We start from the raw sequence: 26015 nt of genomic DNA, 5'->3' as shown, positions 1-26015 counted from the left end.
ACTTTGCCTGATGGTGGCGGGTCGGTTAGGGCAAGGTGGTAGCGGCACAAGATGCGTGGGCACGAGGAGGGCCAGTGGCGGGAGGGGCGGCGCGTCCGAAGCGGCAGCCGGACTACGGGGCGCAGGCACGGCGGGCCGAAGCCGAGCAGCGCAGGCTTCAGCAGCAGGCAGAGCGTGAACGCAAGGCCGCAGAGGCCCGCGCCAAGCAAGCTGAGCGGGAGCAGCGTGCCGCCTACGCGGTGGCGCGGGCCCAGGAGGCGGTGGACCTCACGAGCATGGCGGAGGACGATGCCGAGAAGCTGCGGACGCTTCTCGCCCGGTCGGTCCAACACGCGGCTCCGTTGTCGTTCAGCGCGCTTCGCCAGCAGTTCACGCCTGCTGCGTTCGTGGCCGGTAAGTTTGACCGTGCAGCGCCAGCACCACGGTGGGAGGAATTCGAGCCACCCGCTCGCCGTGGCCTGCTGGCCTCGCTGGGATTCGCCAGCCCGCGTTACGAGGCTGCGGTCGAGGAAGCCCGGCGGCGCTTCGACGAAGCGCTCGGCGAGCACGCCCGAAAAGAAAGGAAGCGGGTGGCCAAGCTCGCGGAGCGCCGGGCTGCGCACAACTCGAAGGTCCGAGAGGCTGCCGAGCGGGTCCACGCGTTCAACGCCGCGCTAGCAGAGCGGGAAGCGGCGTACAGGGCCGGCGACGTCGAGGCCGTGGAATGGTTCGTCGACCAGGTGCTGGCCGCATCTGTCTATCCTCTCGGCTTCCCAAAGCAGCACCAGGTGTCCTACCAGGCCGACACCGGTGATCTCCTTGTGCAGTTGGACCTGCCGCTGGAGGACGTGGTGCCGGCAGCCCGTTCCTTCAAGTACGTGAAGACGCGGGACGAGATCGTTCCTGTGCCGCGGTCCGAGAAGGAGCGAAAGGAGCTGTACGCGTCGGTGCTCGCCCAGAGCGCGCTTCGCACTCTGCACGACGTATTCGTCTCCGACCCGGACCGGGTCATCCGGTCCATCGCCCTCAACTGCCACGTCGACACCATTGACCGTGCCACGGGACGCGGTGTCCATCCGTGCCTGATCACCCTGCAGGCGAGCAGGGAGGAGTTCGAGGCCCTCGTTCTGACCCAGGTGGAACCCCGGTTGTGTCTCCAGCGGCTTCGGGCTCTCATCTCCCCGAACCCCTACGAGTTGGAACCGGTGCGCCCGCTGGTGACGTTTGACCTGTCGAAGTTCAGGCTGATGGACAGCATGGACGTGGTTGCCGGCCTTGACAGCCGACCGGTGCTGATCGACCTTTCGCCCCTCGAGTTCGAGCACTTGGTCCGTCAGCTCTTTGAAGCCATCGGCATGGAAGGGTGGAACACGCAGCCTTCCAAGGACGAGGGGGTGGACGCGGTCGTGATGAACACCGACCCGGTGATGAAGGGGCTGTGTGTCATCCAGGCCAAGCGCAGCCGCAACGTGGTGCCCTTCGAGACCGTCTCGGCCCTGGCCGGCGTCGTCGAGCACAAGCGGGCGGCGAAGGGCATCCTGGTCACCACCTCCTGGTTCGGCAGAGCCAGCCAGGCATTCGCCCAGGACCACGGCCGACTCGAGCTCCTCGACGGAGCCAACCTGGTCCACCTCTTCAAAGAGCACCTGAATCTCGACGTCATCCCCGGCCCAGTTCCCCCCAAACGTCGAACCTAGAGGCGCTGTTCGCTCCACTCCGGGCGAGCGCTCGGCGGGGCGGGAGTTTGAGGGTTGACTCGCGCGCGGCCGGGTGAGGATGTATTTGATGATACTCGGAGAGCGCCCGTCGTAGGTGCGGCGGTACGCAGCGTCGGCTCCGGTGCAGGCGCCGAAGGCCACTTCCTTGAGAGTGACCTCTCTGTCGACACCGCTAGCATGGATGCTGCCCTGATCGCGGCTCTCGCCGCAGAACCAGCGGTTGCATGGCCCCTGCATGCGTGGATGCGCAGGCAGGGGCCATCGCACATCACGCCGGCCGTGTGTTGCAACGACCGCTGGAAACCGCCCCTCGGGCCTGGCCCCACCACCCTGTGCGACGCAGGGATCATTCAGCGGCGAAAGCCGCGGTGCGGGTCGCGGGTCTTCACGTTCCCGAACGGGTTGAACCAGGCCGCCGCGCGCAGGTCGCCCATGCCGATCTGCTGGTTGGTTTCGCCGTCCGGGTCCTCGATCCCGTCGAAGCGGGCGTTGTAGAGCATGAGGACGTCGGTGTCCTGGAAGAACATGTCCGTGCAGGCGTCGAAGTCGTAGTCGTCGCGGTGGACCGGCAGCGCGGTGTGGTCGGGATCGTCCGTTTCACCGAGTTCGTCCTGCAGGTCGCGGGCGTCGTCGAGGGCGAAGTGGAGGGCGAGTTCTTCGGCGGTGCAGGTCGGCTGTGGCCACCGGCCGTGTTCGAGGTCGTCGGCGAGGTCGTCGGCGGCGCGGGCGAAGCGGCGGCGCCATTGGAGGTCCGCGGCGAACGTCAGCTTCGGCATCCGCGCGAACACGCCCCAGTTGCCCTCATGGTCGCCTTCCACCAGGCGGTTGTCGCCGAGTTCCGCGGCGTCGTCGTACGCCTCATCGGCGAGGACCGTGAGCGCGGTGTGGAGCAGGTCCGCGGTGCGGGGGGTCAGCTGCCACAGGCGGCCCTCGTCCTCGCACTGCGGGTCATCGCAGTGGAGCGGCTCCGCCGCGAACAGCGCGGCAAAGTCCACGCGTTCCTCGGACCGGTCGCTGTCGTCGGATTGGGCCTCGGCCCGGTGCAGCCAGCCCTTGCCGAAGTCCTCCACGATGGGCTCCGGGCTCCACTGGGCCACTTCGTGGCCCTCGGCCGACCGCAGCCGGTGCGCCTTGCCGAGGTCGAGGAGGCTGTCGGCTCCCTCGATCTCGGCTCCGGAGTCGGCGAGCCACATCACCGCGCCGACCACGTCGTGCGGGTCGTCCTCGTCGAGTTCCTCGGCCGGCAACGGGCTCCAGCCCTGGTCGGTGGCGGCGTCCAGCAGGGCCGTCCGGTCGTGGACGTGGAATTCCCGAAGCACGGCGAGGCGGACGACCGGGCCGGCGAGGTCGCGCAGCCGGGCGTCGTGGGGCGTCCGGACGGCCCGGCCGTCGGTCTCTTCTCCCTCAGTGTTGTCCAGGCGCGTTTCCTGGTCGTCGACAGGCCTCCTGCCACCGAGGCCGTCCGGGTGTTCAGGCCAGTTGAAGAGTGATCCCGCGGCGGCCGGCCAGGTTCCGGCGCGCGTGTGGGCCACCGCCTGCCGGAAGGAGGCCGCCGGCGCGTCAGGGAGTCGTGCGCAGAGGTCCTCGACACGTTTCTCCAGCGGCGCGCCGGAGCCCGAACGCAGAGTGCGGAGCAGTTCGGCCGTGCTCTGGGCGAGTTCGGGCTCGCGGCAGGTGAGGACGGCCTGGAGCGAGTCCGGTCCGTCCTGGTGGCCGACGAGAGCCAGGACGCGGCTCTTGCTGGCCGTGTGCTCGCAGAAGAAGTCGCGGGGCACGGCATCGAGTTGGTGCTCTGGCATGCGGAGGACTCCGTAGGAAGGGGGTGGGCACGTGGTGCCGCACAGGTGTGGAGTTCCGCTGGTGGACGCGCTGCTGACGCGTCTCCGGACTGTGGTGAAGGTATCGGCCCGCGGCTGGCTCCGCCGATGCTGTCGGCGGCCCGGACCCGGCTCTGCCGATCACCGTACCCGACGGCAGCACTCGTGTCCGCTGCGAAAGCCGGATCGGTCCTGACTATTGGACCGTAGACAGGCCTGTCGACTTGATTGTCCGAGGCATGGAGCAGGATGGGCCTGATCGTTCGTGTCTGGGGAGGGATGTGCGGCATGGCCACCAACGGCTCACGGCTGCCCGTGGAGTTCCTGGTCGCTGTTGCGGCCGACGCCGACGCCGGGTCGGCCGCGGCCCGGATGGCTGCCGAACAAGCCCGCGCGCTGGCAGACGACCGGCAGTACACGCGCCTGCTGGAAGCACTGCTCACGAAGCCGTTTCGGGACGAGGCGCCTGACTGGCTCCTGGAAGCGGCAGTGACGAACGGCCTGCGGAAGGCGGAGTCGGAGCCCGAATACATGGTCGGGACGGCGATCGAGCTGGTGGCTCTCGCGCTTGCCCATCCCGAGTGCGGGGATGCCCTTCGAGACGACGCACTCCAACGGTGCACGGCCGGCCAGCTCGGTTCTCTTGGCACCGCCCGTCGGCCACCGATTCTGTGCGGGGCCGTCGCAGCGGAGCTGCGCCGGCGGATGCCTGAGCGCCCGTTCATCACGCCGACCCTGCTGAAGGAACCGACACCCGCCCAGCTGGTGCTGCGGACGGAACGCCTCCACGACGACGTGTTCGACACTGCGGTCTCTCTACTGCCCGACGCACCTGACGACAGCGAGCGCGACAACGAGAGCTCCGACGCCTGGTGGGAGCGGTTCAAGCAGGCGTCCGCCGCCTGGGGGACCATGTGGTCGGCGGTCCTCAAGCGCCACCCCGACCGGCACCCCCAGCTCATCGTCCGCGCCGAAGGAACCGACGCCCACCGCGTCATCACGGACCAGCTGCTCGGCAGCCTGCCGTGGATGGTCGAGCCCGGCCTGCTCAAGCAGATCGCCCTGGAGGATCTGGACCGCTTCACTCAGGCCAGACTGGCGGCCCGGGTATGCCACGCCCTCCAGGACGGGTCCTCACCGGAGGAGGCACGGGAGCGCTTCGCCGCCGAACTCGCCACCCTCGGTGAGGAGGACCGCAAAGACATCGAGTACTACCTTGGAGACGGCGGCGGCCGCCGGGCCAGGTGGGGCGTGCTCGCCGCCGTCTTCTGGGCTTCCAACGCCGTTGAGGGGCGCTGGCACCTGGTCCTCAACCCTGCCGAGGCCAAGCCCTCATACGGCGATCCCTACACCTGGCTCACCCCCACGGAGGAACTCGCCGAACTGGGACAGCGCTTCGCCGATGTGGCCGCACAGGCGCTCCACACCTGGCAGCCGAAAGACTACCTCGGCACCAGCCGGGCAGCCGACCTCCGCTGGGTCCACGCCATGCTGCTTCACCTGCCTAAGGTGACACCTGCCGTCAAGAAGACGGTCCAGTCGATGATCCGGGAAGCCCGCCACGGCCAGGCCCGTACCAGGTCCTACGACTACAAGGCGCAGGAGGACCACCGGCAGTTCAACGAACTGATCGCCGAAATCAGCCGGATCGTCGCCGACCCGATCCCCCAGACACCCGCCACGCGATGCACGGCACTCGGCGATCCCGCACAGGTGACGCCCCGCGCCCTCTCCGCCGTAACGGCGGACGTCCTCGACGAGTACCTCGACCGGCATGCCGGCAACGACGAACTCATCGAGAAGGCACTTCTGTCGTTCGCGCACAGCGGCTACGGCTACAACCGTTCCTTCCCCGAAGTCCTCGCTCGCCACACAAACCCGCAGCAGGCGGTCCACACTCTGACTCACGAGCTTCGGAGCAGGCTGGGCGGTAATCCCGCCAACCGCGAAGCCTGGGCCCGGCACGTTCTCGCTCTGCCCGACTGCAGCAACGAAACCGTCCTCGCGATGCCGGCCTGGACCGCACTCAAAGCGAGGGGGAACCACTACGACAGCATCCACCCCACCGTGGTCGCCCTGGTCGTCGGCACGCTCGGCGACGACGACCATGCCTGGCAACGGCTCGCCGACAGCCCGATCAGTCCCTCCGGCCCCAACGCCTGGCTCCGCCTCGGCGACATCCTCACGGCCGCGGTGGAGGGAACAACGTGGCCGACGCCGCCCGCCATCCGGTGACAGCTCCGGGCGGCCCCGAAGCCAGCTGACCGTACGGCGGCACCGAGCCGGTCGGAGCACGCCGGTCAGCATTGGCTATCGCGGGCCTGGCCTGCGTGCCGCAGACCGGCGTTCTCAGCGCCTCACAGCCCCGCTGGATGACAACGGCTGGCCTTCCGGCCAGAACCGCAGGGACATGCGGCGTTCTTCGGGACCGAACGACCAGGCCCCTCGGGTTTGGCCTTGGGAGCTGTACGGCCAGTCGTCTGTTCGCTGCCGCGCGCCCGCCAGCGAGCAAGTGCCGAAGGCAAGTGGTTGCCTTGTTCCAGCAGCCATTGGGCCGCCGCTCGACCGGATTCATCGGGGAAGGTCTCCGCTGCCTTACCCAGCCCGTCGGCGGTGAGGAACGCCGCCGCTATGGTGGCGTACGACGAGCCCTGGAAGGTCTTCATCCCGCTCAGGCGGAAGACGTGGCGGGCGTATCCGGCGCCCGCCATGACGGCCGCGCCGGTGACCGTCGCGCCGGGATCATCGTCCCGTGGGCCGAAGTGGACCCGCTGCGACCCTTCACCCACCCGATGGGACCCGAAGCCCGGCCCGTGCGGGCATGGGCAACATCGGGGCGGAACAGCCGACCCGGGCGGACGGGGGCAACGCCGGGGCGGCACGGCCAGCCGTCGCGCTGACCCGCGCGCCTGGCCGACCAGAACGCGACGTACGCCCCCAAGCCCGCCACGATGCATCTGTGAACAAAGTCAATGGTCATGTACGCTGACCGATGCAGTTCGGAAGGGTGGCTTGATCACACACCCATGACTGAGGGGAAAGCCCTCCCCCCACCAGAAATGCCCTGGGAGTGAAGATGTCCACGTCGCGCGCCGTACCGGTGACCTTGGCCGAAATCGCCCGCCTTGCGGGTGTGGGACGAGCCGCGGTGAGCAACTGGCGGCGGCGGCATCCGTCCTTCCCCGAGCGGATCGCCGGCACCGACACCAACCCGCAGTTCTCCTTGACCGACATCGAGGACTGGCTGCGCGACAACAAGAAGTTGAAGAAGTCCGCCGAGAGGGAATGGCTCTGGCCCGGTTTCGAGGCACTCAGCGGGCGGGACGAGACCGGGGCCGCGATCGCCGAGGTAGGACGGCTCCTCTCCGGGCGGGTGAGCGACGCAGGCGAAGAGATCCGTGCCGACACACGGGAGCTGATCGAACGGGCCGTGGATCTCGGCCAGCGTGAGGGAGGCGCGGAAACGTTCGCGTTTCTGCTGCGCCGCTGGCTCGACGTCCATGTGCGCCAGATCGCCACGACCCCGGAACCGCTGGCATCCCTCATGGCGCAACTCGCCCTCAGGGCGGCCAACGGCCTGGCGGGCGACAGCCCAGGCGGCTCCGGTGGCACCACGGCCATGGACCCTGCTTGCGGCCCCGGGCATCTCCTCCTAGCCGCGGCCGACGCCGCGAGGGCATCCGGCGCCGAGGCACTCACCCTGCTCGGCAGTGACCGGGACGCCGTCCTCGCTTCGCTGGCGGACTCCCGCATGGCCCTCGCCGAGATCGACGGCCATAGGGAGAAGGAGTGGGCGCAGGTCTCCGTACGGGCTGCTGACTCCCTACGCGACGACCCGTTCTCCGGCACCCCCGCTGACATTGTCCTGTGCAACCCGCCCTTCAACGAACGGGACTGGGGATACGAGGAGTTGGCCACCGACGCCCGCTGGAGCCACGGCCTTCCCCCGCGCACCGAGCCCGAACTCGCCTGGGTCCAGCACTGCCTGGCCCAGCTGCGGCCTGGCGGCGCCGCGGTACTGCTGCTGCCGCCCGCCGTCGCGGCCAGGAAGGCCGGCCGCCGCATCCGCGGCTCGCTGCTACGCACCGGGCAACTGCGGGCCGTCGTCGCGTTGCCGCCGGGCTGCGCCGCACCGCACAGCGTCTCCCTGCACCTGTGGGTGCTGCGGATGCCCGCCCACGGGGAAGGCACACCGGTGGGCGATCGGCTGCTGGTCGCCGACGCGGCCTCGCGCTTCCCCCGGGACCCGGAGGAGAAGTGGACCCCCGACTGGGCGGCGATCAGCGCTTTCGTGCGCGAGGCCGTCGAAGAGGCAGACTCCCCACAGGCCCCTGCCTACGTACGACAGGTGCCCGTCATCGAACTCCTCAACGACGAGGTCGACCTCACCCCGGGACGCCACATTGCCCCGCCCCCGGCAGACACGGCACTCCGACTGGCCGAATCCTGGCGGGAGTTCACCGGGCTCACCGCGAACTTGAACAAGTCGGCCAGGCTGCTCGCGGCGCTCGACCTCGCCACGGCCGAGGCGGACACACCGACGGCAACCACAGTCGCCGAGCTCGCCCGGGCCGGGGCGCTCACCCTGCGCGGCGGCCAGCAGCCGCCGGAGGAATCGATCCACGCCGGCCCGCCATCCGACGGCGGCATCCCCCTCCTCACCGTCCCCGATCTTCTGGTGGACGGCGAACCCCGCAGCTGGCTCGCTCCCGGCACCGCGGCGGCCGGCGAGGCCGTCATCGCCGAACCCGGGGACATCGTGGTGGTGGGCGTCGCCCGTGCCTTCTCCGCCTGGGTCCACGAGGGGCCGCCGACCGCCCTCGGCCCCCAACTGCATGCCGTGCAAGTACAGCCCGAACAGCTCGACGCCTGGTTCCTCGCCGGTTCGCTGCGGGCTCCCGCCAATGCCCGGCAGGCCGGCACCCACACCACGAGCTCCTCCCGCATCGACGTCCGCCGTCTCCAGATCCGCCAGATCCCCCTCGGAGAACAGCGGCGCTACGGAGAGGCGTTCCGCGAACTCACCGCCTTCGAACGGCTCTTGCGTCGCGCAGCCGACCTCGGCACGAGCCTCGTCCGCGACCTCGGCGACGAGCTGGCGGCGGGACGGCTGGCCAACCAGGCGTAGCACATCGGCTCGCCCACACCAGTCGGCGTCACGCCTCCCTTCGCCTGGGCTCGGCCAGGCGGTCCGTGAGCTGAGCGTCGACCGCGCGGCGTACGGCCTCGACACGAGCTGCGAGTTCCGGGGGCAGGCCAGCGGCGGTGCGGCCCGCCGTGTCGACCGCCGCGATGACCGCCTCCAGTTCCCCGAAGGCGAGTCGACACTCAGCCATGCGCAGCCGAATCAGCGCGCGATCGGCCCGCTCGGCCGGGCCGTCCCCATGAATGAGACCGTCGTCGACGGCCTGGTAGAGGCGAGCCGCAGCGCCGAAATTGCCGGAGAGGCGGAATCCGTCCGCAGCCCCCTGCCACACGCGACGCACCAGAGGCCGCCGCTCACCCCACTCCTCGCGGACCCGTTCTGTCAGACCGTGCAGCCGGTCGATCGCGTCGCCCGGCTCGCCAGTCGCGATCTCCGATTCGGCCTGCGCGCAGAGCTGTTCCACGACGCGGGCGTCCAGCCACTCATCTGCTGGTGCGGACGCGACAGGCAGCGTGAGAGCGACCGGGCGCGGACGAGCAGCCCGGTCCTGCGGCCGACGCATGGGGGCGGTGGGGTCGGGGTGGGTGCGGGGCCGGGGCTCGGGATCGCCAACCCCCGGGGCGAACGGGTCGAGGACTTCCAGGACCTCGTCAACGGCCGGGCGCTGCTCGGGCTTCTTGGCGAGCATGCGCAGCACCAGATCGTCGATCGGCTCCGGGATGCCCGCGGCGTACGTGCTGGGTGGCAGCGGCTCCTCGTGGAGGTGTTTGTCGGTCAGGCCGGACTCCGCGCCGAGCGGGAACGGGGGCCGCCCGGTGAGGAGTTCGTAGAAGATGCAGCCGAAGCAGTAGACATCCGTTCGCGTGGTGGGCTCGCGTTCCAGGAGTTGCTCCGGTGCCAGATAGCCGCGGGTGCCAAGTGTCGAACCGTGTGCCGTGTAACGGGTGGCGTCAGCGTGCAACGGCTTGGCGATGCCAAAGTCGATGAGGACGGCCCACCCCTCTTCATCGATAATGATGTTCGCGGGCTTGAGGTCTCGGTGCACGACCGGGAGCGTGTGTGCGCAGGCCAATGCCCCTGCCACCTGAATCGCGACGGCGACCGCCGTGGCCAGAGGGAGCGGGCTGTGCTCGTCGAGGAAGGTTCGCACACTCACTCCGGTCACCAGGCGCATGGCGATGTAGGGGACACCCCGGTGCGATCCGCTCCCATACAGTTCGGTGATGCCCGGGTGGTCGAGCGTGCCTAGGAGGTTGGCCTCGCGCCGGAACCGGGCGTTCCTGACAACGAGTTCGGCCTCACGCTCATACGGGTCGAGGCAGTACAGAGCCTCGGCGTCGTGGCGCAGGAATTTCACTGCCACCTCCCGCCCCCCGGACACCTCTCGGGCCCGCCAGACCTGGGCCATTCCTCCCTTGCCCAGAGAGTCCTTCAACTCGTAGCGCCCGTCGACCAGATCGCCCACGCCGGGCTTGTACGTATCCGCGTCCACCACCGTGCCCCTTCGCACTGCGCATATGACGCACCAGCGTAGCGTGAAAGACTCTAGACGCGAGCCGTCCATGGACTCAGTTCACAATCTTGTGCCATGCTCGAGTGGTGCCCGGATGTCCCCGGACTCCCGTTGCTCTGGGCACCCCTCCTGCCCACACCGCCTGCCACGGGGGTCACCATGCAGAACCCACCCGGCGTCATCGGCCACGACTGGTTGATCAGGGCGAGCCCCCGGATGGCCCGACCCGACGACGCGGCCTGTCCCACCCACCGACGCACTGCGATGCGGCCCCTGCTCGTCGCCGATCCGGCCGTGCCGTTCCGGCGGCCACCCCGCGAGGGGTTCGGGTTCGGCCCGCTCTTCACCGCCCTCGACCTACTGGAACACGACGGGTGGTCCGTGGAGCGGGTGCGCGAGGAACTCCGGGGCACCCGCGGTCCCTTCCGGGGATGGGGCGCCCCAGTCCACCCCGCCCACCTGGCCTGGACCGCCCACGCCTTGGAGCGCTACGTGGCCGCCCGAATCCGCGAACAGGCAGCCGCCGTCGAGGCCGGGCTGCCTCCGACCAAGCCGGTGAAGCCGCCATGGACGTGGCGCACTTACCGCACGGACGCTCCCGATGCGCGTGGCGCCCGGCAGTACGAGCACACCCTCTGGGGCCGCATGTACGCCTCCTCCGACGGAAGGGTGCGCGACCTGTGGCTGCCTTCCATCGGCCGAGCCAAGACCGACCGTCCCGATGCGGAACTCGGCGCTGTGGCACAGGTGATGGCCTTCGGCGCACCCACGCCTCGCCGCAAACAACGCGCCCAGCCCCCGCCCACCGCGACCGAGAGCACCTGCCTGCCCGAATTGGTCCGTGTCTTCGACGTCGGGTGCGCCGACGGGTCCGTGGAGGAGCTGCTCTCCGAAGGCCCCGACGAGGCGAGACAGCGGTTCAGGACCGACGCTGCGCCTGCCTTCGTCACGGCTGCCACCGAACCCGGCGTGCGGCCCGGGGAGAGCTGTGTCGACTGCAAGGCCATCGCCGGCTGTACGGATCTGAAGCGCACCCCGCGGCTGTGGGGCGGGCGCCCTCCGGCTCTCGCACGCGAACGCCGCTCCGTCTCCGTCTGGGACCTGCGGCTGTACGCCGAGTGCCCCGCCCAGTACCACCTGGTGCGACGACTGCACCTCAATGACCTCTCGGCCGAGGACCGGGGGGCGCGGCGCGGCAGAGCCGTCGACGCCTGGCTCGACGCAGAGCACGCCGAACGCCCGGTGCGCGGCTGCCGGGACCGCGAGATCCCCGAGCCGACGGCGGTACGGGCCAGGGCCGGACTCGACGACACCTCCGCACACGAGGCTGCCGGGATGCTCGCGGAACATCGGCTGCTGTGTCCCCTCAACGGACTTGACGCCGACGAGCAGGTGTTCGTACAGCATCGGGTCACGGCCTACGTGCCAGAACTCGACATCGTCGTCCTCGCTGTACCCGACCTGGTGTACACCCACCGCGGCCGTTGGATCTGGCGCGAGACCAAGACGTCGGCCCGGCCGCTGTGGGAACGCGATTCCCTGCTCCGCACCTATCCCCAACTCGCCCTCGGTGTCCTGCTGTTCCACTCGGGCGCGCTCGGCGACGACCCACGCCGCACCTGGGTCGAACTGGAGCATCTGCGTGAGGTCCGTGGGGAGAGTCGACTCGAACCCATCGACCCCGGCCGCGCCGAGATCGTCGACGAAGCCCGGGCCGTCATCGCCGAACTCGCCCAGCCACTCCTGGACGACACCACCTACGAACCGAGGACCGGACGCCACTGCCACGGCTGTCAGGCCCGGACGTGGTGTCGGCCCGGCAGCGCCTTCGTCACCGACCATCCGCGCCCGCCGAGCCCCGACACGCAGACCTCGCCGCGAGGAGACGCCACGCCCCATGCCTGACCAACAGCTCGTACCGGACTGGCTGTCCAACCCCGATGTCGTCCTCCTGCGGGACGTGGCCACCGCCGTACTGCACCTGGCGGCCGTCGATCGCCTCGACTCCTTCACTCTGCCTTACCCGGCCGGCGCGCAGCGGGCCCTGGATGCCCTGGTACTCCAGTGCCTGCGCAACGGCGCCAAGCCCCCGTCCGGGGTGCCCGAGATGATGCGCTGGGCCCGCGCCCGCCCCTTGGGCAGCTGGCCCCTGGACCGACTGCCCACCGACCTGTTCGACACCGCGGACCGGCTGATCGACGAGGATTCCGGAGAGCCCACGCAGCTCTGCCACGAGCTCGGCGTGCGGGGATATGGGGACAGCACCGGACGGCAGTACGACCGCCTGGTGATCCATGAGGCGCTGCGCGCCTGCCGGGCCGTGTCGTCACCCGAGTCGTACACAGCCTTCCGGCGCCTCCTGGTGAATCGGCCCGTCCTCACCGAAGCGGACTGGGCCGAGGTGAGCACTGACCTCTTCCTCGATCCCGTGCGCTTCCTCATCGAGGAGATCTACGCCCCCGTCCCCCTCGGGTTCCGCCGGGCCGGCGCGTACCTGTGCTGTCACCGCTGCCTGACCCTGCTCCATCCGGTGTCCGACACCGAGTGGTGGTGCGAGCGCGACCAGTGTCGGCACCAAGGTCCCCCGCCGCACGGCCGGGAACTCGTCGCGTCGGAGGTGGGCGAGCTGCGTCAACTGCGGAAACCTCTGAGGCAGTTCGTCACCGGGCCCGGACGCGCCGAGGTCTCCCTGGAGAACGAGCTACGCGCCTTGGGCCTCACCATCGAGATGTGGCCCGGCTTCGACGCGTACGACCTTCGCATCACCTTCCCCGACGGTCACGTGTGGGCCGTCGACGTCAAGGACTGGGCACACCCCGCCTTCCTCGGACGCGCCGCTACGGCCGTCCGCCCCGAGCCCCCGTACGACGAAGCCTGTTGGGTGGTGCCCGCATTCCGGGTGGGTGCCCGCCGCGACTACCTGGCCATGTATGCCAGGGAGCGGGGCCCGGGGGCGTGCGGTCTGCGGCTGCTGACGGACGACCAGCTGAAACGGACCGCGCGGCTGCGGCTGTCCGGCGAACGCGGGCCGGACGCGTCCATCGCGCCCCTGCACACCGTGCCTCCGGCAAGGGAGCACGACGGGGCCCGCACGGCGTCGTCCCGGTCCGAAAGTCAAACGGCGGCAACCGACGGCGCCGGGAAGAAGGGAGCAGACCATGCGTGACCGCAGCAGCTGGTACCAGCCGGTCGTCGCCGCACTGAGGCCTTGGCCCGAAGAACACGCCGGGACCCGGCCCGCTCTGCTCTGCCAGGTCGAGCTCGCTCTGCGGCTGATGGAGACCGTGGCGCCCGGTCACGCTGCCGACGGGGCGTGGACGCTCCTCGGCGGCTACGGCCTCGCCTTCGCGCGGGCCTCGAAGCTCCCCATTGGCACCACCGAACAGGTCGCGCTGGCCGCGGCCCGGCACCTGCTCTGGCCGATGCGCCGCGGCCGGATGTGGCAGCAGAGCCTGGACGCCTACCTGGAACTGCCCGAACGGCTGCGCGCGTACCGCGTCCCAGCGGCCGGGGAGCCCGCCCATCGGGTCCCCCTCAAGGTGGCGGCCGACCGCTTCACCACCTACGACGACGCGCTCGCGAACCTCCCCGGCTTCGCCACGAAGGTGCTTCCCCCGGCGGAGGCGGGCGAACACCGCTTTATGGATCGCCGCCACCGGCGCACTTCCGTCACGGTCCCCGCCGATCTCGTGCGTGACCCCTTCCCCGGCCACCCCCTCACCGCCGAACGCCCGGCCACCGCAGGCCCCCTCGACGTGCCACTCGACGAACTGGCCTACATCGCACGGTGGATGGACGCGGAGGAGCAGCGGCGGGGGCTCAAGGCGGGGAACTGGGAGCAGCGTCTCGCCCAGCTCGACCTCGACACCCGTACCCCGGACGGGACAGCCTTCGAATCGGCGTCCGCGCTACCGCTCGATCGTCTCACCCACCTCGTCGGTATGGTCGGCGCCGGCAAGTCGACCTTGATGACCCTGCTCGCCATCTGGGCGTACCACAACGGCCTGCGCATCACTCTCATCGTCGGCGATGTGGCCGAACAGCTGACACTGACCGAGCTGTTCCGCACGCTCGGCCTGAGCGCAGCCCTGGTGCAGGGGGGCACGACGCGGCCCCAGCACACCCAGCGGCTGCACCGCAGACTCGCCGCACGGGGAGAACACTCCCTGCTGGCTCACACCGGACCCGTCTTCGCCCACCTCAGCACCGCCTGCCCGCTGGACGCCCTGCGCGCACTCGACACGTCCGAGCCGCTGCGCTACACCGACGCGCCGTGCGGTGCCCTTCACCCCGCTCGGCGCCAGGAGACCGCCGAGGAGCCCGCGGCCGAGCGGGCGGTACGCGAGCTCGAACGAGCCCGAGGCTCCGTCGACAGGGAGGGCGCCACGGACGACACCGAGGCCGACGAAGAGGGCCTGGGCACCCCGCACGCCTGCCCGCTGTGGAGCGTCTGCCCCCGACACTCCGCCGCGCGTGACCTCGTGGACGCGCTGATCTGGGTGGCCAACCCGGCCAGTCTCGTCCAGACCGCGGTTCCGCGTCAGCTCAACGCCGAGCGCCTGCGCTATCTGGAGCTGGCCTGCCTGCGCAGCGACATCGTCGTCGTCGACGAGGCCGACCGCGTACAGATGCAGCTCGACCAGATGTTCGCCCCGTCGGCCACCCTCGTCACCACTGGTGTCTCCGACTCCTGGCTCGACCAGTTGCAGACCCACGAGATCGCCGAACTCGCCCGGCAGGGACGGCTGCAGCTCTCTGACCAGGACGTGGAACGGTGGTCCGCCGCCCTGGACGTCGTTGGTTCCGCCGCGGACCGGCTGTACGCCATGCTCATCGACGATGGAGCGATGCGGGACTGGGCGCAGATCGACTACTTCAGTGCGTGGACGCTCCAGGAGAAGCTGCTGCACGCCTGGTACCCGCTGACGCGAGGCCAGGCCGCCGGGCGCCCGGACAGCACGAGCGAAGGGGACGTCGAGGACGAGAGCGCACTCTACGAGGATGAGGAAGGGCTCGGGGCCGATGGCGACTCCCCTGTCCCCGACGCTCCCTGGGCGCAGCGACGCACGGAGATCACCGGGTTCTTCGACACGTTCCGCGACGATCCGCTCGGCGGACGCGGCCCCTATGGAACCCCCGCCGACGAGCTCGCTGCCCTCGCCCACGACGTCCTGCACACCCTCGACGAGAAACAGACACGGCGCCGTGTCCGCGCGCTCCTCGACTCCTTCCTCGTCGGAGCGCCGGGCCCGGAACAGCGCCCCGTGCCCGCCGAGCGAGGCAAGAAGCCTGCCCCCGAGGACGTACCACTCACCGCGGAGTGGCGGGAACTCAACGCACGGCGGCTGGAGTTCACCCTCGTCCTCGCCGCCCTGCACCAACGCCTGGACCGGGTGACATTCCTGTGGCCTCAGGTGGAGGCAGCGCTACGGCTGGACTCCGCGGCCCACGAGCTGACCCGCCGCCCGCCCCTCGACTACGCGCCACTTCTGCCCGAAGCGCCCATGGGCAACGTCCTGGGCTTCCAGTACCTGGTGGACGAACGGGCCGCCGCCCGCGACAAGGACGGGCATCGCACCGGCACCCTGCGCTTCTTCCGTTGCGCGGGCGTGGGCCGGGAACTGCTCCTGGGACTTCCCCAGCTCGGCGCCGACCCAGGCCTCGGCAAGGCAGGCCCACACGTGCTGCTGATGTCGGGCACCAGTTGGGCCGGCACCTCTACCCGGGCCCATGTCCTCGCCCCCGTCCGTGCCGTACTGAAACCGCAGCGCAAGGCTCTCGCCGCCATCCGGGAGACCGTGTTCCGCACCGAGTTCCTCTACGACGCCGCAGGACAGCCGATCCGGCTCTCCGGCCAGGACCCCGACCAGCGCGAGGATGTCCTGCGCCTGATGATCGACCAGCTCGCCCGGTCCCGGAGCGACGGCAACTCCTCCCCTCTCCAGAGCGAACTCGCCCGAATCCCCGACCAGCGCCGCAAGCGTGCTCTGCTTCTGGTGGGCAGCTACACGGAAGCCAAGGTGGCCGCCACAGCCCTGAACGAGATCCCGCGCTGGCATGGCCGGGTACGCGTTCTGGTCGCCGACGACGCCGAACTGGAGGCCGCCGTCGACGGGGCGGCGCCGACGGGGAGCCAGGCGCCGGGCACGGGATCAGGTGCGGGAGCGGTCCGGCGTGGGGACCTCGCGTCCTTCGCCGACGACCCGGACGCCGAACTGCTCGTGGCGCCCCTCCTCGCCGTGGAACGAGGACACAACATCCTCACCGCCCCCCAACGGCCCGGCGAGGAGAAGGTGGCGGCGTTCGGAACGGTGTTCTTCCTGGTCCGTCCGCACCCCCGCCCTGACGACCTCTCCCTGGCGGTCTTCGCCATCAACGATTGGGCGACGCGGTTCGTACGCGGTCAGCTGAAGCTGCCGGGCGAAGGGACGTTCAGCGACATGGTCAACCAGGCGGGGGACCTCAACGCGGCAGGCAGTGCTTTCAGGACCACCGCGCGCGGCGTGTGGCGGCACGTACTGTCACGGCCCTACATCTACTCCTCGCTCTCCGATGACGAGAAGAAGTCCTTCGTCTGGGACCAGCTCGTCACCATCTGGCAGGTCATCGGGCGTCTCGTCCGCGGTGGCGTACCCGCCCGCGTCGTGTTCGTCGACGCGGCCTTCGCACCGCGACTTGCCGAGGCACAGGCACCCTTCACCGGCCAGAACCGGCGCCCACGCCGCGCAGGCGACCCCGGGCTGCTGGTCAGGCTACGGGACGTTCTGGCGCCGTACTTCGCGCACACCGACACGGACACTGGCACCGTCGGGTACGGCGCGCGCACCGATCCCGCCGACGCCGCACTCGTCAAGCTGCTCTACCGCCCGCTGTACGAAGCACTGTGCGCCATGGGGACATCACCCGGCCCGCGATCGGTCGACTGAAGCACGCCAACCACCGCCCTGGGCAGCACTGTTAGCGGGCAACCGCACCCGCCACGTACGGACATCGCAGGGAGAACCTACATGTACAAGAACATCCGCCGATCCGCGTACCACCTGGCCGAGGAGGGCACCCCCTGGACCGAGGACTTCCACGCACTCCCTTTCCCCGAACACTGGCACGCCGGACTCCTCGAACTGCACAACCACGGGCGGGACGAGGAGAAGCGGCAGCCGACGCTGCCCACCCGCCGACTCGACGGTGTGCTCCAGACCCTCGCCCCCGACGTGATCGTCCGCCCCCGGCCGCGGATCCCCGTGGATCCGGGGCCGCAGGCCGCCGAGGACTTCTGGATGTATGTACCGGCCTCGGCGCCCGACCCCCTCCCGGGCCGTTCCATGCAGCAACTCCTCGACGCCTGGCTGCGTACCCTCGGCCCCAAGGACTCCGCACAGGATCCCAGGTTCCGCTCGCTGTTGCTCGCGAGCAGCACCGAGCTGAAGCAGAACCTGCCTAAGTGGCAGCCCGCCAGAGGCGTCGAACTCCTCACCACCCCGACCACCCGGGGCGGCACTGCCGCCCCGGAACCGCGCCAGTTCCAACTCGCCACCGACGCCCTGGCACGCCGCATCCTGACCCTCGACCCCTTCCCGTTCGAGGGCGGGGAGCTGCGGTTCCGGGCACTACCCCGCGGACCTCGCGACCAAGGCGCGGAGCTCATGTCGCAGCCCCTGTGTCGGACCGTCAAACGCAAGGAATGGTGGTTCTCCGTCCTCCTGAACATCTCCCTGCACACCACGCCGTTCGACCCCAGGCCGCGTCTCCACCTGCACTGGGGTGTACGCCGCTGGGCGACCCACCCTCGGACCACCACCAAACACCTTAACCTGCCCTATCGGGAGGCCACTACGGTCTACCTGCGACCCACCATCCCCTGGCTGCCCGGCGCACCGGCCACCGAACGCTACGCACTGGCACGCCTGCGCCGCGACCGGGCCGCCGACACCTTCGTCTGGTCGGAGAACGACACCGCCGGCATCCTGCGCGGACTCAGCCTCGCCGGCAACTTCCCCGACCCCGAACAGCTCCTCACCGAACCGGTCTCCTGGATCGGCGAGGGCCGCGGCGTGCGCGCCGCCGTGGTGCACAGCACCAGAATGGGCAAGCACGAGATCGGCACCGGCTTCATGCCCAACCAGCGGGCCCAGCTCACCGAATGGGCCGAGCAGGCCCTCCCTGAAACACTGGCCCGGGTACCCGACCTCACGCGCGGACGCAGCAAGGGCATCGGCGCGCCGGAGAACCGGCGGCCCAAGCCCAGGACCGACGAGGCCAAGAAGGCCGAGCTGCTGCGCGAGACCCAGGCACGGCGCGTGGCACTCGCGGCGCAGGCCCGGATCGCCTCCCACGGCCCGGAGCAGGCCGGCCCGCCCGTGGTGGAGGCCCGGCTGCTGTGGCAGTCGCCCGAGGTACGCGGCGAGGCAGTGGAACAGTTCGCCAAGGCCTTGGGCCTCGACGGCGACGGCGGTGCCAGTGCCGCCCACGTCGCGGACCGGGACTTCGACGAGGCCACACCCGGAGCACCGGTCGTCCTGGAGTGGCGGACGGCGGAGGTCACACTCCGGCTGCGCTGCCTGCCCCTCGCCGACGGACTGGGCGATCGACTCGTGCCCGACCCGGCAGTCAAGGGCAAAGGCGCGGCGCTCGCGACTGCCGTCGCTGAACGGCGCCGTGCCCTGCGCGCCTGGCTCCGCGCGGACGGCGCGGACCCCTCCCGCCCCGAACTCGCCCTCGTAGAAGTCGCACACCGCAGCACATTCCGCCCGGCGTCGACGGACCCCAAGTTCGCCATCCGCCTCGGGTGCGCCGACGCAGGCCTGCTGACTCAGTTCGTCGTCACCCCGTCCACCGATCGGCAGATCGATAATGCGGAAAGCCTCGACCACCGCACGTACAGCTCGTGGCTCGACGGACTGCGCCAGCTCGGTGTCCGCGTCCTGCCCCAGCACACCCTCGGTGACGATCTTCCGGACTCGCTGCAATACGCGGCGGTGTGGATGGTGAAACGTCGCAAGGACGGCCCGACCCGCTTGCCCAAGCACATGCCTGTGGCCGTCCTCGTCACCCCGCTCCCGGCCGGGGAAGGCCTTGCAGCCGTACGCGGCTGGGATGACACCGCAGGGGAATGGGTGCCCTACCCTCAGTTCCTCCTCGGTCTGGTGAAACAGGCGGAGATCAGCCCCGAAGCGTTCACGGAACCTGAGACTTCAGACGATGACGCACGCCCCGATGCCCATCGGGTCACCGGCAAGCAGTGGCGCAGCAACCTCGCCCAACAGCGCAGGGAGACCGCGGCATTCCTCCAACGCGTGCTGCACTCCCTTCGAGGGCAACCAACCGCACTGATCACCCATGCTCAGAACAGCCGACTGCACTGGCCATGGCTCCAAGACGGCCAGACCGAACGTGACCTGATCAAGCCCGGCCACGCCCCAGCAGGCCGACTGGACGACGAACTCCGCCTCGTACGCGTGCGCGGGTGCGGCGGTCGCGAGAGCGCCCAGTGGTGGGGCCTGGCCGACCCGGGCAAGCCCCACGGGCAGCCGGCCGGCTTCTGGGCACAGAATCCCCAACAGCGGTACGGGGACGGGGCTTCGTCGCGCGAGCGGGTCTTCTACAGCACCACCGAACGCCCCGGAACCCATGCGATCTCCCCCGCACTCGACCGCCTCGCCACCCGGGTCAACGCGGCAGGCAACCTCACCTCGCAGGCGGGCACCAGCGCCTGGAACCCGACGCTGGTGGAGATCGCGGTACTGGGCTGCCACGAGGACGACGACTCCGCGGCCCCCGTACTGGAAAAGTCCGACGACCCCGAGGCGCTGGCCCTCGCCATGCACCAGCTCCGCCAGGCCCCGGATTACGCCGCCGCCCTGTCTCTCCCCCTCCCCCTCCACCTCGCGGGGCTGGCCCAGGCATACGTCCTCCCGACACTCGCCGACGGCGACCGGACTTTGAACGAGGAGTCGGACACACCCGCCGGAGACCAGATCGGGGAGGACCCAGACCTCGCCGACGCGGCCGGACTATCCACGACGCCGGACGACGAGGCCGAGAAGGCCCACGGCTGACGAGGGGGTCGACAACTACGCAGTGCCTGACGATAGAGGACACAGTATCCACGAGACCTGTGTTCTGACTGGGCGTTTCGCCGTGATGACGGGGTTCAGGTTCCGCACCCGGTCGGGATGGTTTCACTGGTGAGGCAGCGGGTCATGAGGCCGATCATCGCGACATGGATCACGGCTTCCGAGCGGGCGGGTAGGGCTTCGTAGTGGTTGATCCGAGTCCCGGTCCCGCGCAGTTCCGCGGTCACCCTGGGCGAGCCGTAGGCGCCGCCGGAATCGGCGTGGATCCGGCGGATCCGTTCGGCCAGGACCTCGTCCTGGTACCTGCGGACGGCTCTGGCATCAGTACCGCTGAGCCACTTGTAGTAGCTGGAGCGGTTGACGTCCAGGACCTGGCACAGCCGCTTCACCTCGTAGGCGTCCCTGTGGTCGTGGACGAACTGGAAGCGGCTCACCAGTTCGTCTCGCCGGCGAAATACTTGGCCGCCCTGCGCAGTATGTCCCGCTCGGTGGCCAGCTTCCGCTCGTTGGCCTCGAGCTCGGCCACACGGGCCTCCAACTGCCGGGTCCGCTCGGTCGGATCGGCGGCCACGGCCGACTGTCCTGCCAGAGCCGCCGCCTATCCGCCCGACCTGGGGACTGTGGGGACGACGCCGCGGCGTTCGCGGTCCCGCAGCACCCACTCACGCAGCGTTGCCCTGTTGATGCCCAGGTCAGCGGCAATGTCTTTGTACGTCGCTCCGAGCGTGGACTCGTACAGGGCCACGGCATCGGCCCTGAACTCGTCCGAGTAGTCCTTCATCGCTATCGGCGGTGTTCTCGCTTCCTCCGGATCAAGCAATCCAGTATCAGCGTGTCCCCCCATCAGGGCGAAGGCCGAGCCGCGGAAGCTTTCACTGTCGCACAGGCTGCTCGATCACAAGCACAACTGTGCAGTGCTGGGCGGCGATCGCCGATGCGCGTTTTCTGGCGCGAGAAGTGAAGGTAGACAACCTCACGTGGCGCTGCAACGGGCGAGCCATTTCAGACTGGGCAATATCAATATCGAATCGTTGATCGTCGGAGTCTGCCTCGCCCACTCCTCTACATTCCCTCACTGGCGATGGTGGCGTCATAGCCGCCACCGACTGCTTGTTCAATGGCCTGCCCAGATCGAGGCGTGGCTCCGGATGGGCTCGGGCCCGTACGGAACGCCGACGCCTAGCGGCGCTGTACCAACGCCGACAACGCAGCGTAACGAGAATCGGCCAGGGCGCGCCTTCGTAGGCGACATCAACCACCGAGGGTGACAGGGCGCCAGCGTTGACCTGCCAGAAACCACGCCGCACTGCACGAGGCACAGCCATCAAGTCCAGGTGCGGGTGCTCACCGGAAATCGCAGGTCAGGCCACGAATTCCGTGTTGGTGATCGCATGGTGGTCGCGGTCGGCCATCCAGACGTGAAATCTGTAGCCTCGCGGGCTGATTGAGAACGTCAGGACCACAGGAGGCAGGAGAAAGTGGTGCGCAGTTCGGGGCGGCGGCGGGGTCGGGTCTACCGTCGGTGCGGGTGCCGCGACGGCTCGGCGCTAGCTCGGCGCCGGATGCCCGCGCCTGGTCGAGGAGGGGCACGGCACGTGGACCTTCGCCGTCGACATCCCCTCGCTCAGCGGTCGCAGGCGCACGGTGCGGCGCGGCGGTTTCGAGGACGACTTCACCGCCGAGAGCGCGCTGCGCCGCTTCCTCGAAGGCCGTCAGCTGGGCTTCGACGCCGACCCGCACGAGACGGTGGCCGCCTATCTCTCCAAGTGGCTGAAGTCGATGGAGTTCCTGCTCAAGCCCACCACGTTCGCCCGCTACCGTACCTACGTGCTCTGCGAGTTGATCCCCGTGTTCGGCAAGATACGCCTGGAGGAGCTCGCCCACGACCACATCGCCGCCTACGCGCACGAGCAGCTCGAGTCCGGCCGCGGCCGCCAAGCCGTCTACCACTGCCTGGCCACTCTCTCCAGCGCCCTGGGCACCGCCGTCCGCACCCACCGGCCCCCCTACAACGCGGCCCAGCCCCTGCCCATGCGCCGGCCCCGCCCCGACGAACGCGTCCCCTGGAGCGCCGAGCAGGCCGTCACCTTCCTCACCCACTGCCGCGACGTCGAACCCGCCTTCGCCGACCTCTTCGAGGTCATCATCGGAACCGGCCTGCGCAAGGGCGAGGCACTCGGGCTTCAACGCCAGTGCGTGCGGATCGACGACCGCGTCATGTATATCCGCCACACCCTCTCCGCCATCGACAACCACGAACTCGTCCTGACCGCACCGAAGACGAAGAAGAGCCGCAACTGGGTGCCCCTGTCGGAGCGCGTCGCCGCCGCCCTCCAGCGCGCTATGGCCAGGAGTACCTCCACCGGCAACGACCATGTCTTCCAGGGCGCGGACGGCAAGCCCCTTCACCCGGCCGCGGTCCGCCAGCGCTTCCACGAGCTGCGCAAGCAGGCCGGCCTGCCCCACGTGACCATCCACGACCTGCGGCACCTTGCCGCGCCCCTCGCCCTGGAGGGCAACGTCTCCATGGCGGTCATCTCCAAGACGCTGTGGCACTCCACGCTCTCGACCACTGCGAACATCTACGGCCACCTGACCTGGGAAGTGGCGATGGCCGCGGTCCACACCATCGAAGCCAGGCTCTGCCTCGTCGAAGCCCGCGCGCGCGGCGTTGACGTCCTCGCCCTCAGCGGCCCGGCACCGAACCCGCTCTTCAGCCACGCCGCCTGACGGCGCTACAGCCACGTCCCACTGCCAGGGGTACACAGAACACCGGGCAGCCGGTCCACAGCTGACGTCCACTCAAGCAACCGCCCACAAACGGATGCCGCGGGTCTCACAGGCATGCCCCGCCCACAGAAAGAATCAACGTCACTCCGAGGCCGAACCGCGTCCGAACAGCCTGTCAGCTGCGCTCAACTCGCCAGCGAAGGACGAGCCAGCCACCCTGAGGGAGCTCCCGAGTGCAGGTAGTGCCTCCGAGCGCGACGTGAACGGGCGTTCACGACCACACTGCGACCACCAACCACGAAGGCCGTCCCCGCCATCCGGCGGAAACGGCCTCTGACCTGCAGTGATGCAAGTCGGGACGACAGGATTTGAACCTGCGACCCCTTGACCCCCAGTCAAGTGCGCTACCAAGCTGCGCCACGTCCCGTGGTCTCGGCGCCCTGGCGGAGCCTGGGGGGCTCTGCTGTGGGCTTCTCGACCTTGTCCCCGGTGTCCCGGCGACGTGGAAAACAATACAGCACGTCGGGGGGTGCTCGCTGCCAGGTTTGGTGGGGCGCGGGGTCAGGGGGTGGGCTGGCGGGCGTCGTAGCGGAGGAAGGCCGGGCGGCGGGCGGCGAGGAGGACGATGGCGGCGACGCAGGCGAGGCCGCCGCTGATGACGGAGGCCGCCGGGCTGGTGAGGGAGGCGACCGCGCCGGACTCGAAGTCGCCGAGGCGGGGGCCGCCGGCGACGACGACGACGAAGATGCCCTGGAGGCGGCCGCGCATCTCGTCGGGGGCGGCGACCTGCATCATCGTGTTGCGGAAGATCATGCTGACGGTGTCGGCGCAGCCGGCGACGGCGAGGAAGAGGAGGCCGAGCCAGAGGTTGCGGACCAGGCCGAAGGCGGCGATGGCGAGGCCCCAGGCGGCGACGGAGGCGAGGACGGCCACGCCCTGGCGGTTGACCCGGCTGACCCAGCCGGAGAAGAGGGCGCCGATCAGGGCACCGACGGCGGGGGCGGAGACCAGGAGGCCGACGGTGCGGGCGTCGCCGCCATAGAAGGTGACGGCGATGGCCGGGAAGAGGGCGCGCGGCATGCCGAAGATCATCGCGGCCAAGTCGGCGAGGAAGCTGGTGCGCAGGTTGGGCTGCTCGCGCAGGAAGCGCAGGCCGTCGAGGACGGAGGCGCGGCCCTTGCGTTCAGCGAGGGGGCGCATGGCGGGCAGGCGCCACATCGCGTAGAGGGTGGCGGCGAAGGCGACGGTGTCGACCAGGTAGGCGGCCTGGGCTCCGTAGCCGCCGATGAGGACGCCGCCGAGCATGGGGCCGACGGTGAGGCCGAGGTTCATGCTGACGGTGTTCAGGGCGTTGGCGGCGGGGAGCTGGTGGCTCGGGACGAGGCGCGGGATCATCGCCGAGCGGGCGGGCGAGCTGAGCGCGAAGAAGCCGGCCTGGACTGCCACGGCCGCGTAGAGGACGGCGACCAGGCCGAGTCCGGCGAGTGCCTGGGCGGCCAGGACGGCGGACACGGCCGCGAGCCCGGCGGACCCGATCAGTCCGAGGCGGCGGCGGTCCACAGTGTCGGCGATGGCGCCGCCGTAGAGGCCGAAGGCGATCAGCGGGAAGAGGGAGAAGAGCCCGACCAGGCCGGTGGCGAAGCTGGAGCCGGTCAGGTCGTAGACCTGGACGGAGACGGCGACGGCCGTCATCTGCTGGCCGATCGACGAGACGGCCTGGCCGAACCACACCCGCCGGTAGTCGGCGTTGTCGCGCAGCGGGCTGAGGTCGGCGAAGGCCCCGCGGGTGACCCGGCGGTACCACGGCGGGGCGGAGGCCTCCGGCTCGGACGCGGGAGCCTCGGCACTGCGGCACGAGGCAGAGGCGGACACAGGAGGCTCGGACACAGGAGGCTTGGACCCGGGGGGCTCGGACAGAGCAGGCTCGGCGCCGGACGGGACAGGCTCGGCGCCGGACGGGACAGGCCCGGCGCCGGACGAAGCGGGACCGGCCGCCGAATTGGCAGGATGATTGGTCGACACAGTCCCCCATACTCACCCTGCCCACCGCTCGGCCCGCCACCGGGGCGGCTCCGGGGCGGCTCCGGCAACAGCCCGCCACGACAGCGCTCACCGCAGCCCCGACTGAGGGCCCGACCGCGACCCGACCCCCGACCCCAGGCCCCGCCCCCAGCGCCCCTACCGGGTCAACACCTGCTTCTCCCCCGCCTCGACCGCGAAGTCCAGCCGGTTGCCCGGCGGCGGGAAGGGGCAGATGAAGTGATCCGAGAAGGCGCACGGCGGCAGGTAGGCGCGGTTGAGGTCGAACACCGTGTGACCGTCCGCCTCCGGGGCGGGCAGGGTGATGAAGCGGAAGCGATAGGTGTCCGTCCCGCTGGTGGCGTCGGCGATGACGCCGGTGAGGCGGTTGCCCGCGTGGCTGACGGTCAGGGTCCGGTGCTCGCCCGCGACGGTGAAGGCGATCCGGCCGGTGACGGCCAGCGGGCGGTCCTTGCCGTCCGCGTTGGGGACGACGACAACCTGATCGTCGCCGCCCTCGAACGGGGTGTAGACCGCCGGGACGGCCCACTCCGGCGAGTAGGGGTACGCGGAGATGCCGGCGAAGGAGGCCCGGCGCGGTGCGGCCGGGTCGAAGACCCGCAGGGCCAGCTCGCCCTCGCGCTCGATCGGGGCGAGGCGCAACTCGCCCAGCGAGGCGGTGTCGGCGGCCGGGTCGGTGTCCGGTCGGAGCAGCGCCTCACCGTCGACGGGAGCCGGCGCACCGGTGACGGTGATCCCGTCGGCCGCCGCCGCCCGGACCCGGGCGCCCTCGGCGTCGGCCCACCAGAGGCCGGGCAGGCCGGGGACCTCGGTGGGCTCGGGCTCCAGCCAGTGCGTACCGGTGAGAGCCAGCTGGCCGTGCGGCGTGCTCACCGCCGCCGCCCGGTTGTCGCTCCAGTGCTTCCATTCCTCCGCGGCTGTCGCCGTCATCGGCGTACCTCCCGCTCCGGTCCACGACCCGCAGGCCGTCCCTGTCCGACAACACCATCGACCTCGACG

At 70.2% G+C, this 26015-nt stretch carries 16 protein-coding genes and 1 tRNA gene; 8 read left to right on the top strand and 9 right to left on the bottom strand.

The genetic code is table 11. The features are described from left to right. Positions 1-74: 74 nt before the first annotated feature. Positions 75-1676: a restriction endonuclease gene (locus ACZ3YO_RS32680; RefSeq protein ID WP_465576642.1), complete on the top strand. Its 1602-nt coding sequence runs from the start codon at positions 75-77 to the stop codon at positions 1674-1676. 371 nt (positions 1677-2047) lie between these two features. Here the strand turns inward: ACZ3YO_RS32680 and ACZ3YO_RS32675 are convergent, their stop codons facing one another. Continuing rightward, positions 2048-3496 carry a hypothetical protein gene (locus tag ACZ3YO_RS32675; protein ID WP_465576639.1) on the bottom strand — a complete coding sequence of 483 codons (1449 nt, stop codon included), beginning with the start codon at positions 3494-3496 and terminating at the stop codon, positions 2048-2050. 306 nt (positions 3497-3802) lie between these two features. On the opposite strand from ACZ3YO_RS32675, the gene ACZ3YO_RS32670 reads away from it, so the two are divergent. After that, entirely contained in the window at positions 3803-5749 is a 1947-nt protein-coding gene (locus ACZ3YO_RS32670; RefSeq protein WP_465576636.1) for a hypothetical protein, read from the top strand. A 122-nt stretch (positions 5750-5871) separates the two neighbouring features. On the opposite strand, the gene ACZ3YO_RS32665 is transcribed toward ACZ3YO_RS32670, so the two are convergent. Continuing rightward, entirely contained in the window at positions 5872-6180 is a 309-nt protein-coding gene (locus tag ACZ3YO_RS32665; protein ID WP_465576633.1) for an SEC-C metal-binding domain-containing protein, read from the bottom strand. A 410-nt stretch (positions 6181-6590) separates the two neighbouring features. Between ACZ3YO_RS32665 and ACZ3YO_RS32660 the strand changes: the two genes are divergently transcribed. Next, positions 6591-8642 carry an HsdM family class I SAM-dependent methyltransferase gene (locus tag ACZ3YO_RS32660; protein ID WP_465576630.1) on the top strand — a complete coding sequence of 684 codons (2052 nt, stop codon included), beginning with the start codon at positions 6591-6593 and terminating at the stop codon, positions 8640-8642. 28 nt (positions 8643-8670) lie between these two features. Here the strand turns inward: ACZ3YO_RS32660 and ACZ3YO_RS32655 are convergent, their stop codons facing one another. After that, entirely contained in the window at positions 8671-10125 is a 1455-nt protein-coding gene (locus ACZ3YO_RS32655) for a serine/threonine-protein kinase (protein WP_465576627.1), read from the bottom strand. A 207-nt stretch (positions 10126-10332) separates the two neighbouring features. Between ACZ3YO_RS32655 and ACZ3YO_RS32650 the strand changes: the two genes are divergently transcribed. From ACZ3YO_RS32650 to ACZ3YO_RS32635, 4 genes are all read left to right on the top strand, one after another. Next, complete coding sequence (locus ACZ3YO_RS32650) at positions 10333-12078, top strand: PD-(D/E)XK nuclease family protein (RefSeq protein WP_465576625.1); 1746 nt, start codon at positions 10333-10335, stop codon at positions 12076-12078. Continuing rightward, complete coding sequence (locus ACZ3YO_RS32645; protein ID WP_465576623.1) at positions 12071-13339, top strand: pPIWI_RE_Y domain-containing protein; 1269 nt, start codon at positions 12071-12073, stop codon at positions 13337-13339. Before ACZ3YO_RS32650 ends, ACZ3YO_RS32645 begins: the two co-directional genes overlap by 8 nt. Further along, a complete protein-coding gene (locus ACZ3YO_RS32640) occupies positions 13332-17099 on the top strand; it encodes a pPIWI_RE_Z domain-containing protein (RefSeq protein ID WP_465576620.1) in 3768 nt (1255 codons plus the stop codon). Before ACZ3YO_RS32645 ends, ACZ3YO_RS32640 begins: the two co-directional genes overlap by 8 nt. An 81-nt stretch (positions 17100-17180) precedes the next feature. After that, entirely contained in the window at positions 17181-20228 is a 3048-nt protein-coding gene (locus ACZ3YO_RS32635; RefSeq protein ID WP_465576617.1) for a pPIWI_RE module domain-containing protein, read from the top strand. A gap of 95 nt (positions 20229-20323) precedes the next feature. Here the strand turns inward: ACZ3YO_RS32635 and ACZ3YO_RS32630 are convergent, their stop codons facing one another. Genes ACZ3YO_RS32630 through ACZ3YO_RS32620 form a run of 3 tightly spaced genes read right to left on the bottom strand, consistent with a single transcriptional unit; the run spans position 20324 to position 21027 of the window. Beyond that, positions 20324-20680, bottom strand: a complete 357-nt coding sequence (locus ACZ3YO_RS32630) for an IS3 family transposase (protein WP_465576614.1) — start codon at positions 20678-20680, stop codon at positions 20324-20326. Then, on the bottom strand, positions 20677-20817 hold the full coding sequence (locus tag ACZ3YO_RS32625; RefSeq protein ID WP_465576611.1) for a hypothetical protein: 141 nt from the start codon (positions 20815-20817) through the stop codon (positions 20677-20679). The genes ACZ3YO_RS32630 and ACZ3YO_RS32625 overlap by 4 nt, the downstream gene beginning before the upstream one ends. A 27-nt stretch (positions 20818-20844) precedes the next feature. After that, entirely contained in the window at positions 20845-21027 is a 183-nt protein-coding gene (locus ACZ3YO_RS32620) for a transposase (protein WP_465576609.1), read from the bottom strand. Positions 21028-21890: 863 nt separating this feature from the next. Between ACZ3YO_RS32620 and ACZ3YO_RS32615 the strand changes: the two genes are divergently transcribed. Beyond that, complete coding sequence (locus ACZ3YO_RS32615) at positions 21891-22976, top strand: tyrosine-type recombinase/integrase (protein WP_465576606.1); 1086 nt, start codon at positions 21891-21893, stop codon at positions 22974-22976. Positions 22977-23329: 353 nt separating this feature from the next. On the opposite strand, the gene ACZ3YO_RS32610 is transcribed toward ACZ3YO_RS32615, so the two are convergent. The 3 genes from ACZ3YO_RS32610 to ACZ3YO_RS32600 form a co-directional block, all read right to left on the bottom strand. After that, positions 23330-23403 (bottom strand) — tRNA-Pro (locus ACZ3YO_RS32610). Between the two features lie 134 nt (positions 23404-23537). Further along, on the bottom strand, positions 23538-24848 hold the full coding sequence (locus ACZ3YO_RS32605) for an MFS transporter (protein WP_465576603.1): 1311 nt from the start codon (positions 24846-24848) through the stop codon (positions 23538-23540). A 306-nt stretch (positions 24849-25154) separates the two neighbouring features. After that, entirely contained in the window at positions 25155-25946 is a 792-nt protein-coding gene (locus ACZ3YO_RS32600; RefSeq protein WP_465551372.1) for a DUF1684 domain-containing protein, read from the bottom strand. Positions 25947-26015: the final 69 nt, after the last annotated feature.

Source organism: Kitasatospora sp. NPDC022785, from assembly GCF_055561295.1.
Note: the sequence above shows the minus strand (reverse complement) of the source record. Positions and strands in the feature narration are given on the sequence as shown.

Coding starts and splice junctions, on each gene's coding strand:
- ACZ3YO_RS32675 (WP_465576639.1), bottom strand. CDS start 3,496: ATGCCAGAGCACCAACTCGATGCCGTGCCCCGCGACTTCTTCTGCGAG.
- ACZ3YO_RS32670 (WP_465576636.1), top strand. CDS start 3,803: ATGGCCACCAACGGCTCACGGCTGCCCGTGGAGTTCCTGGTCGCTGTT.
- ACZ3YO_RS32665 (WP_465576633.1), bottom strand. CDS start 6,180: ATGAAGACCTTCCAGGGCTCGTCGTACGCCACCATAGCGGCGGCGTTC.
- ACZ3YO_RS32660 (WP_465576630.1), top strand. CDS start 6,591: ATGTCCACGTCGCGCGCCGTACCGGTGACCTTGGCCGAAATCGCCCGC.
- ACZ3YO_RS32650 (WP_465576625.1), top strand. CDS start 10,333: ATGCAGAACCCACCCGGCGTCATCGGCCACGACTGGTTGATCAGGGCG.
- ACZ3YO_RS32645 (WP_465576623.1), top strand. CDS start 12,071: ATGCCTGACCAACAGCTCGTACCGGACTGGCTGTCCAACCCCGATGTC.
- ACZ3YO_RS32640 (WP_465576620.1), top strand. CDS start 13,332: ATGCGTGACCGCAGCAGCTGGTACCAGCCGGTCGTCGCCGCACTGAGG.
- ACZ3YO_RS32635 (WP_465576617.1), top strand. CDS start 17,181: ATGTACAAGAACATCCGCCGATCCGCGTACCACCTGGCCGAGGAGGGC.
- ACZ3YO_RS32620 (WP_465576609.1), bottom strand. CDS start 21,027: ATGAAGGACTACTCGGACGAGTTCAGGGCCGATGCCGTGGCCCTGTAC.
- ACZ3YO_RS32600 (WP_465551372.1), bottom strand. CDS start 25,946: ATGACGGCGACAGCCGCGGAGGAATGGAAGCACTGGAGCGACAACCGG.